Source organism: Bacillus sp. 179-C3.3 HS, assembly GCF_047229225.1.
Classification (GTDB): Bacteria; Bacillota; Bacilli; order Bacillales; family Bacillaceae; genus Bacillus.
The window spans coordinates 37003-47208 of record NZ_JBFEFT010000027.1 but is presented as its reverse complement, the minus strand read 5'-3'; the positions used below and the strand labels follow the sequence as shown (position 1 = coordinate 47208).

Annotated in this window: 10 protein-coding genes; 1 reads left to right on the top strand and 9 read right to left on the bottom strand. The window is 40.6% G+C overall.

The annotated features are described in order from the left end of the window. Positions 1 to 89 precede the first annotated feature (89 nt). Positions 90 to 419, bottom strand: a complete 330-nt coding sequence (gene cccB / locus AB1K80_RS15105) for a cytochrome c551 (RefSeq protein WP_412857609.1) — start codon at positions 417 to 419, stop codon at positions 90 to 92. A 48-nt stretch (positions 420 to 467) separates the two neighbouring features. Then, positions 468 to 1316 carry a YitT family protein gene (locus tag AB1K80_RS15100; protein ID WP_412857608.1) on the bottom strand — a complete coding sequence of 283 codons (849 nt, stop codon included), beginning with the start codon at positions 1314 to 1316 and terminating at the stop codon, positions 468 to 470. Between the two features lie 190 nt (positions 1317 to 1506). On the opposite strand from AB1K80_RS15100, the gene AB1K80_RS15095 reads away from it, so the two are divergent. After that, positions 1507 to 2241: an alpha/beta family hydrolase gene (locus tag AB1K80_RS15095; protein WP_412857607.1), complete on the top strand. Its 735-nt coding sequence runs from the start codon at positions 1507 to 1509 to the stop codon at positions 2239 to 2241. Positions 2242 to 2253: 12 nt separating this feature from the next. Here AB1K80_RS15095 and AB1K80_RS15090 read toward each other — a convergent pair whose 3' ends face one another. The 7 genes from AB1K80_RS15090 to fliS form a co-directional block, all read right to left on the bottom strand. After that, positions 2254 to 4044 (bottom strand): M3 family oligoendopeptidase, encoded by a 1791-nt coding sequence (locus tag AB1K80_RS15090; protein ID WP_412857606.1) that lies wholly within the window; start codon positions 4042 to 4044, stop codon positions 2254 to 2256. 124 nt (positions 4045 to 4168) lie between these two features. Continuing rightward, positions 4169 to 5270 (bottom strand): peptide chain release factor 2 gene (prfB, locus tag AB1K80_RS15085; RefSeq protein ID WP_412857605.1). Its coding sequence is split into 2 segments (ribosomal slippage): positions 4169 to 5197 and positions 5199 to 5270, totalling 1101 coding nucleotides; the frame shifts between segments, so codons are not numbered across the junction. 67 nt (positions 5271 to 5337) lie between these two features. Further along, the gene (gene secA / locus AB1K80_RS15080; RefSeq protein WP_412857604.1) at positions 5338 to 7863 is read right to left on the bottom strand and encodes a preprotein translocase subunit SecA; all 2526 of its coding nucleotides are present in this window, start codon (positions 7861 to 7863) and stop codon (positions 5338 to 5340) included. 194 nt (positions 7864 to 8057) lie between these two features. Beyond that, positions 8058 to 8621: a ribosome hibernation-promoting factor, HPF/YfiA family gene (gene hpf, locus AB1K80_RS15075; protein WP_412857602.1), complete on the bottom strand. Its 564-nt coding sequence runs from the start codon at positions 8619 to 8621 to the stop codon at positions 8058 to 8060. A gap of 446 nt (positions 8622 to 9067) precedes the next feature. Next, positions 9068 to 9448 (bottom strand): hypothetical protein, encoded by a 381-nt coding sequence (locus tag AB1K80_RS15070; protein WP_412857601.1) that lies wholly within the window; start codon positions 9446 to 9448, stop codon positions 9068 to 9070. A gap of 13 nt (positions 9449 to 9461) precedes the next feature. After that, on the bottom strand, positions 9462 to 9803 hold the full coding sequence (locus AB1K80_RS15065; RefSeq protein WP_412857600.1) for a flagellar protein FliT: 342 nt from the start codon (positions 9801 to 9803) through the stop codon (positions 9462 to 9464). Next, the gene (gene fliS, locus AB1K80_RS15060) at positions 9800 to 10204 is read right to left on the bottom strand and encodes a flagellar export chaperone FliS (RefSeq protein WP_412857598.1); all 405 of its coding nucleotides are present in this window, start codon (positions 10202 to 10204) and stop codon (positions 9800 to 9802) included. The genes AB1K80_RS15065 and fliS overlap by 4 nt, the downstream gene beginning before the upstream one ends. Between the last annotated feature and the right edge of the window lie 2 nt (positions 10205 to 10206).

Below are 10206 nucleotides of genomic sequence, written 5' to 3'. Positions count from 1 at the left end.
CCCTCCTAATTAACACTTTGTTTAAGTGTATCACTAGAAGGGTGTTTTTTTATGTCCCATTTGACTAGGTTAGTCTATAGACAAAGGTTTTATTTTTTCTCTGCAAGCCATTTGGCCACTTCTTTCGCTTGTTCCTCATCTACTAGTCCTTTTGGCATTGAACCGATCCCGTTCTTTGCAATATCAGCAATTTGTTTTTCATCATATTTCTTTCCGACTTCTTTCAAGCTTGGACCGCCTCCACCGGAGAGATCTTTGCCATGACAGCCGATACAGCTTTGCTCATAAATATCTTCGCCACTGCTAACCGTAGATGCACTTTTACTGCCTTCTTTGTCACTGCTGCTTGAATTCCCGCCACAAGCTGCGAGTGCAAATAGCATTGCAACGAAAAGCAAAGTTAAGCTACTCTTTTTCATCTATTTCCCTCCATTACAATCATTTGGTCAACGCTATTATATCCTTGTTTACGCCCTTTTAAAACCCTCACCAAGTACCTCTTTTGCATCCATGACGATCACAAATGCTGATGCATCGATCGCTTTGACGACTTGTTTCAACTTTGTGAACTGTGATTGGCCAACTACACACATGAGAATTGGACGATCATGATCGGTATATCCTCCAACTGCTGAAATCTTCGTGACCCCTCGATCGATTTGATCAAAAACAGCCTGTCTGACTTCATCCTCATGTCCTGTGATGATCATCGCCATTTTTGAATGACTAAAGCCAGCCTGGACCACATCAATCGTTTTACTAGAAATAAACACGCCAATGACTGCATACAGCCCCTCTTCAATTCCAAAAACAGCCATTGCAGCCAAAACAATGAGGCCATCCATCATCGCTAAACATGTACCTAACGTGAGTCCCGTGTACTTATGAATGATTTTGGCTGCGAGTGCCGTTCCACCCGTTGAACCATTTCCAAGAAACACGATCCCCAATCCAATCCCAATCACCACACCACCAAAAATCGCTGCTAAAAGGGCTTCATGTGTCACAGGTGCAATCCCTCTTGTGAGGAACACCATGAAAGGTAAAAAAATAGAACCAACAAGCGTCTTTACTCCAAATGTTCCACCTAATAAATAAAAACCTGCGATAAAGAGCGGAATATTGAGACCCCATTGCACATAAGCTGCTTCAAAACCGAAAGACTGCATAATGGTGCTAATGCCGCTCACTCCCCCAGCAGCAATCTGATTCGGTAATAACAACGTATTAAATCCAATGGCTACGATGGCGGAACCGATTAAAATAAATAAATAATTTTTCACTTCAATCCAAGCATGAGACTGTCCCCACTTCATCTCTTTCTGCCTCCGTTACTTCTTAAATGCACACCTATTTTAAGCCCTCCCATTCAGATTGTAAATAACAACCAAATGCAGTATTAATGAGTTAACACTTTATCATACAACCGGATCAGCGTACTCATGATTTGGCATGAGAGCAAATGATGGTATATTTAATATGTACATGAGAAAGAAGGGACATGCGATGAAGAAAATACTGAAAATCACTGGCATTACTTTACTTGCACTGATCATTCTCGCTTTTGGTGCATTTTATATATGGAGTCGCTTTACATATGGACCATCCGACGCGCTAAAAAAACAGGTCAATCTCGAACAAGTCGCACATATGAACGGTGTATATACATATGAATCGTCAAAAAGCGATACAGGGATCATTCTTTATCCTGGAGCTAAAGTTGAACCTCTTGCCTATGCTTACTTAGGGAATGAACTCATGGAAAAAGGCTATTCTGTCTTTATCCCTGACATGCCGTTTTCCTTCGCTATTTTTCATACAAATAAGGCACAGGACATCATTGAACATCACCCATCCATCAAACACTGGTATATCGGCGGACATTCTTTAGGCGGAGCAGCTGCGTCTATGTATGCTGAAAAAAATCAAAACAAACTAGACGGTTTATTCTTTCTCGCCGCCTATCCAGCATCAGACAGCCTAAAGCAAGCTTCCTTTCAAGTACTATCTATATCAGGTGAAAAGGATGGGCTAGCGACACGAGAGAAAATCAAACAATCGAAAAAGCAACTGCCGTCCCAAACGGTGCACCATGAAATAAAAGGTGGAAACCATGCACAGTTTGGTATGTATGGTAAGCAAAAAGGAGATCAAGAAGCTGATATTGGCGTGTTGACTCAGCAAAAGGACATCCTTCAGACAATGCTCGATTGGTTAAAGCCCGCAAAAAAGCTCCCATAAAGGGAGCCTTTTTTATTTTTTCATTGTAATGGCCAAAAACTCTTCAGCATCTGCCACTGCCAATGACATCGCTTCTTCCCAAAATGCCTTTTGAGTCAAGTCTACACCTAGATGCTTATAGGCTAAATCCTCCACAGTCATCGAAGCGGTATCTTTTAACAACGCAATGTATTTCTCTTCAAATGATGCGCCTGCCTGTCGCGCTTTCGCATAAATGCCTAACGAAAACATGTAACCGAATGTATAAGGGAAGTTATAAAACGGTACGCCTGTAATATGAAAATGCAACTTAGACGCCCAGAAATGCGGATGGTATTCATCTAAAGCATCGCCAAACGCTTCCTTTTGTGCTTCTACCATGAGCTCATTTAAACGTTCAGCCGGCACTTCTCCCTGTTTACGCTCTTCATAAAAGCGCTGTTCAAACAAGAAGCGCGATTGAATATTCATAAAGAATGCCACACTGCGCTGTAGCTTATCCTCCAGCAAACTCAAACGCTCTTCTTCATTTACTGCTTCCTTTAATGATGCATCGGCCACAATCATTTCAGCGAATGTTGATGCCGTTTCAGCTACATTCATCGCATATTTGCGATTCAGCACCCGAACATCCTGCATCACATCTTGATGGAATGAATGACCAAGCTCATGCGCCAACGTCGCCACATTGGATGGGCTACCCGAGAACGTCATAAATATACGTGATTCACCGCTGTCAGGGAAATTTGTACAGAAGCCACCTACACGTTTGTTTGGACGATTCTCTGCCTCAACCCAGCGTTCCTGAAATGCCTTTTCGGTAAATGTCGCCATCTTCTCTCCAAATCCAGCGAAATGTTTGATGATAAACGCCGCTGCTTCTTGATAAGAATAGGTTTTCGCCTCACTGCCGACTGGTGCACCAACGTCAAACCAACTCAGTTTATCGACACCAAGCATCTCGGCTTTTCTGTGTAAATAGTCAATGAACGGCTGTTTATGATCATCAATCACTGACCACATCGCATCAAGGGTTTCTTGTTTCATCCGACAAATCTCAAGTGGTTCTTTTAAAATATGATCCCATCCTCTGGCTTCATACACTTGCAAACGAAAGCCGGCAAGGTGATTGAGGGTGCTAGCAAATAAATGCTCATCCTGTGTCCAGGCATGCTCTAGGTTATGATACACCGCTTTCCTGACTTCACGATCTGAATCATCCATCACATTTTCCGCTTGGCCTACTGAGATCATCTGTGTTTCACCATTTTGCACAAATGGAATCAAGATTTTATTGACTAAGCTAGAATAAAGCTCTTCCCACGCATGATACCCATCTACGGCTAGCTTTTGAATCAACGTTTCCTGCTCCACAGGTAATTGATCCTTCACACGTTCCCTGCGCTCATTTAATATGTATCGAATATCTGATAAAGCGTCTGATTTCATTCGTTCTTCCCATTCATGAGAAGGGATTTCAGCAAGCGATTGATCAAGAAGTGCCAAAATGGTTCCCATGTCAGCTCCTAGCTTGGCAATCGTGCCACGCAAACTAGCTGCTTTCATATCCTTTGTATTTTGAGCTTGTAGACAAGATACAAAGGAACCTGCTTGAGACAGTTTTTTGTATGTGGTTTCATATGTCTCTAAGACAGAGACTAATTTACTTTGTGTTTTCTCTTTTGAAAAGCCCTCTACTTGATGGCGTAATTCCGTTAACAGCTGCTCAATGCTTTGTAAATAGGTCATAAATTCTTGTGAAGAGCTGCCACCTTTGAAGAAAGCATCTAAATCCCATGTCTCTTGTAATCGATCTAATCCCAATTGATTTCCCCCTTTATTTGCTAGATTCATCATACAAAGGATATAGAGTCAGTATGTCGTATGTATTCCTTTATATTCATTATATTTTCTCACAATCAAAAAAACCCGGCAAGAAGCCGAGTTTTTATGATAATTTCGAACGTAGATATGCATCAATAAATGAATCTAAATCTCCATCCATGACCGCTTGCACATTTCCCATCTCCGTATTGGTTCGATGGTCTTTAACAAGAGAATACGGGTGGAATACATAAGAACGAATTTGACTACCCCAGCCAATTTCTTTTTGTTCTCCTCTAATTTCATCCAGTTCAGCCTGCTGTTCTTCGATCCGCTTTTGATACAGTTTCGATTTTAGCATTTTCATTGCACGATCTCTGTTTTTAATTTGCGATCTTTCCGTTTGGCATGTCACCACGACATTGGTTGGAATGTGCGTGATACGAACAGCAGAGTCGGTCGTGTTGACGTGCTGACCACCTGCACCACTAGCACGATACGTATCAACCTTGATGTCCTCTGTACGAATATCAATGTCGATCTCTTCATTGAACTCTGGCATCACATCACAGGAAACAAAGGATGTATGTCTACGACCAGATGAATCGAAAGGAGAAATACGCACCAAACGGTGTACCCCTTTTTCTGCTTTTAAATATCCGTAAGCATTATGCCCTTTAATGAGCAATGTCACCGACTTAATCCCTGCTTCATCACCAGGAAGGTAATCAAGTGTTTCGACTTTAAATCCTCTACGCTCTGCCCAGCGAGTGTACATTCTGAGGAGCATAGAACCCCAGTCCTGTGATTCAGTCCCACCTGCACCTGGATGTAACTCAAGGATGGCATTGTTTTTATCGTACGGTTCACTTAAAAGGAGCTGAAGCTCAAACTCATTAAACTGCTTTGTTAAGTTCTTTAGCTCTTTTTCAAGCTCGACCTGAAGATCTACATCAGCATCTTCCTTTAACAAGTCATGTGTCATTTGTAGCTCTTCATGCGATTCACTGAGCTCGTGATATGTATTCACATAATCCTTCAGTGCATTGGCTTCATTGATGACACCTTGCGCTTTTTGCTGATCATTCCAAAAATCAGCCTCTGACATTGTTACTTCTAATTCTGCAATTTTGGCTTCTTTTGTTTCGAGGTCAAAGAGACCCCCTAAAATCAGCTAGCCTGCTAGCCATATTTTCAAGCTCTTGTCTAATTTCTACTAATTCCATATTCTTCACCTCATAGATGTATTGGTATCAACATGAATAGAAAGAGGTTTGCACCTCTTTCTATTCTTTATTCTGTCTTCCCATGACAATTTTTATATTTCTTTCCGCTTCCGCAGTGACATGGTGAGTTTCGTCCAATATCAACGACCTTGCGTACGGGCTTCTTTTTCACCGTTTTTTCCTCATCACCCTCTTGAGGCTGATGGGCAGTGGTTTGTCCTTGAATGACTTCTTCACGCTCAAGGTTATTTTGAATTTCAGATTTTAGGACATATTTGGCTACATCATCTTCAATGGAGGCAACCATATGCTCAAACATTGTAAATCCTTCCATCTGATACTCACGCAGTGGATTGGTTTGTGCATACGCACGTAAATGAATTCCTTGACGCAGTTGATCCATGGCATCAATGTGATCCATCCATTTCGAATCGACAGCACGAAGCACGATGACTTTCTCAAATTCACGCATTTGTTCATCGCCATATGTTTCTTCTTTTGCATCGTATTTCTCTTTAATACGATCCATAATGAAGGACGTGATTTCATCTGCTTCTTTACCAAAGATATCTTTGACCGTAATGGCACCTTCATCTAAATAATTCGTGTTGATTAATTCAACAAGACCATCTAGTTTCCATTCCTCAGGAAGCTCTTCTTTCGGTGTGTAAGAACCAACAGCACGTTCAATAGAAGATTGAATCATATTGATCACAATCTCTTTTAAGTTATCAGAATCGATCACTTCAAAGCGCTGTTTATAGATTACTTCACGTTGTTGACGCAGTACATCGTCATATTGCAGAAGCTGCTTACGGGAATCAAAGTTGTTCCCCTCAACACGTTTTTGTGAAGATTCAACCGCTTTAGACACCATTTTACTTTGGATTGGTGTATTGTCATCCATGCCGAAACGATCAAGCATCGCCATTGTACGCTCTGCACCAAATCGGCGCATCAATTCATCTTCCATAGAGAGATAGAATTGTGTAATCCCTGGGTCTCCTTGACGACCAGAACGTCCGCGGAGCTGGTTATCAATACGGCGTGATTCATGACGCTCAGTCCCAATAACGGCCAGACCGCCCAGTTCTATTACACCTTCGCCAAGCTTAATGTCTGTTCCACGTCCCGCCATGTTTGTCGCAATAGTGACGGCACCTTTTTGACCGGCTTCCTCAATAATTTGTGCTTCACGTTCATGATTTTTCGCGTTTAACACTTGATGAGGGATGCCTTTATTTTTAAGAAGCTTCGAGATGAGCTCAGATGTCTCAACAGCTACTGTTCCGACAAGCACAGGCTGTCCTGTCATATAGCGCTGGGCAACATCCTCAGCCACTGCTTTAAACTTCCCTTCCATCGTGCGGTAAATTAAATCAGGTCTGTCATCACGAACCACTGGTTTATTGGTTGGGATTGTCACAACCTGCATGTTGTAAATATTACGAAATTCTTCTTCTTCCGTTTTCGCTGTCCCTGTCATACCAGATAGCTTTTCATACATACGGAAGTAGTTCTGGAACGTAATGGTTGCAAGTGTCATGCTTTCGTTCTGTACTTCAAGACCTTCTTTTGCCTCGATGGCTTGATGCAAGCCTTCACTGTAACGACGACCCTTCATTAAACGACCAGTAAAGGAGTCGACAATGACGACTTGTCCATCTTCTACAACGTAATCAACGTCATTTTGCATCGCAACATGTGCTTTTAAAGCTTGTGCGATGTGGTGGTTTAGCGCCACATGTTTGACATCAAATAAGTTCTCAATGCCAAAGGCCTTTTCTGCTTTTGTCATACCGCTTTCTGTTAACTGAACACTTTTTGTTTTAATATCAAAAGTGAAATCGTCTTCTGCTTTTAACGTACGAACAAATGCATTCGCTTGTACATAAAGCTTCGTCGACTTTGCTGCTTGTCCAGAGATGATCAGTGGGGTTCTCGCTTCATCAATTAAAATCGAGTCCACTTCATCAATGACAGCATAATGAAGAGGTCTTTGTACCATCTGCTCTTTGTAGAGCACCATGTTATCACGTAAATAATCAAAACCAAGCTCATTGTTCGTTGAATACGTGATATCAGCAGCATAGGCTTCTCTTTTTTCATCTTTGTCTAAACTGTTCAGATTCAGTCCAACAGTTAGTCCAAGAAATTCAAAGATCTTCCCCATTTCCTCTGCATCACGGCTTGCCAAATATTCGTTCACTGTCACGATATGGACGCCTTTACCAGAAAGTGCATTTAAATAAACAGGCATTGTTGAGGTTAACGTTTTCCCTTCACCTGTTTTCATTTCAGAGATATTGCCTTCATGAAGCGCAATCCCCCCCATGAGTTGCACTCTAAATGGGAACATCCCTGTGACACGGCGGGATGCTTCGCGAACCGTTGCAAAGGCTTCAACTAATAAGTCATCCACAGTTTGACCATTTTCAAGTTTTTCTTTAAATTCTATCGTTTTATTTCGTAAAGCCTCGTCTGATAATTTTTCAAAATCTTGAGCGAGAGCTTCAATTTCATTTGCCTTTTTTTCATATCGGCCGATCGTACGTTTCGTAGGATCAAACACTTTATTTAAGATTCCAAGCATATAATAACGCTCCTCTATTTCATGCAATTTTTCGGCATGTCCAAATATTGACAAGTCCATTTTTACCTGCATTTATCATACCATACCTTCATTGATTTCCAAAGAATTTGTCATGATTTAGGACAAAAAACCCGCCCCATATCAAGGGGACGGGTTTACGTGATTTATGTTGTTTTCAATCTGTAAAATTGATGTTAAGCGTTCGGCTCGATGAGTCCATATTTACCGTCATTTCGACGATAAACGACATTGGTCAAATTGGTGTCTGCATTTGTAAAGACAAAGAAACTGTGACCTAACATGTTCATTTGAAGAATGGCCTCTTCGCTATCCATTGGTTTTAAATTAAAGCGTTTTTGTCTGACGATTTCTGTTTCATCGATTTCTTCGTCATCCTGAACCGCAATTTCAGCAGTACCATTTCCTCCAGCAAATAAGTGCTTTTTCACACCTTGCTCTCGGAATTTGCGGTTTACTTTTGTTTTGTGTTTCCTAATTTGACGTTCTAATTTACTGACTGCTAGGTCTATTGCATTGTACATATCCTCATGATGCACCTCTGCTCGAAGTGCTAGATCGGTCATTGGAATCGTGACTTCTACCTTAGATTCTTGATCGTTATAAAACTTCAAGTTCACGTTGACTGAAGCATCAACAGCTGACTCAAAATAACGCTCCAGCTTTCCATTTTTTTTCTCGACATGATCTCTGAGTGCAGGTGTTACTTCGATGTTTTCTCCTCTGACATTGTAATTCATGTAAAGAACGCCTCCTTTAAAATTAAGGATATGTAAACCTATTTCTACTTTTCCCCCTTTATCTCCTGCTCAAACGTAAAAAAAATGTGAATATTTCATGAAATATGTCGAATCTTGCGGTACTTCACCTTTTACTGAATAGCTGATGAATATATATTCGCATGTCGCATGAAAAAGACCATCGTGCCACAATGTTGAAAAAACAAGTTGTTTTTCCACACATCAAAACACATCCTCCAAAGCGCTTTCATTCCTTCACACAAATGACATGCATCGTGTGTTGCACCCCTTGTTTGAATAGTCTGTCATTTTCGATAAAAATGATGCTGGGCACTAATAGATCCTGATAAAGTGAATAAAACAATCAATTGCATCATTTTAGAAAGTGGTTCATTCTAAGCGAATCTTAGTCCACTGGCAATCCTCATTTTCATCATTAAACAAGGTTAATGAATGACGAATGGCCTCATACAGGCATGAATTTCATCCATCCACTCTCTATATTCAGGTATAAAATAGACTTTAAGAAAATGTTGGAAGTGATCCGAAGGGAATGTATAGAAAGCTAGAATATCGAAACTTAGAAAAATTTGATCAAACGAACGAATTGTCTGTGCAAAACGTTCATTTTCAATGATTGAAAGCAGGAGGGGGTGTGTTGTCTCTAACTGAAAGAAGGCATGGATCAGATCATTAAAGATCCGATCCCCCTCTGTCTTAGAAAAATCCATCTCAATTTCATCTAAATATGTTAAACTCTCTTCTATCGTATATAGCAGTTCATAATATGTGGTTAATAAAATATAGTCATCTGAACGATACGCCACAGGTCTCACCTAATTATTTCCGTTTATCGTAATATACACCGTCACTCGTCATCGGTTGGTAGGGATTTTCATAATTCTGCTGTTTCATTTTCTTTCTTTGAATGGCTTGAATATCAGCTTTAATCCCTTGTTGAATGTCCGTTAATTGTTTGGCCATCTTCTGATCCGTTTGAATGATTTCTTTGATTTTTTCTTTCTCTGGTGTTGTCAATTCGTGCTGAATGTCTTTCATCAATTCATCACGCTCAATTAAAAAGGCATCAAAGTCTTCCACCAATGTTTCACTTTGTGGATTCGCTTCTATTTCAGCAGCCATTTTTATTGTTTGGTCATACAGTTGGTCAACAATACTCATAAAGATCCTCCGATGGATTGATGGCGGCCTCTTCGATCTGTTTGAATGACTTCCTTCCAAGCATCACGGAAATCAATCACATATTGTTCCACCTCGTTGAGTATCTCTCCATCATTCTGTAGATTCGCATCAATTAGTCTACGATAGATGTAATCATACATACTCGCCATACTCTTGGATACATCATAGGTGCGATTTAATGTGACGTTTAATTCTTGAATGATGTTTTGAGCCTTTTTCAGATTCAAATTTCTCATTTCAGCATCATCTTGTTGAATGCCATGCTTTGCTAATCTGATAAACTTCAAGCAGCCATCATAAAGCATGAGCGTCAACTCGGCTGGTGTTGCTGTCTCAATAGAATTTTTCTGATAGGCGGCATAAGGATTCTGAATTGCCATAT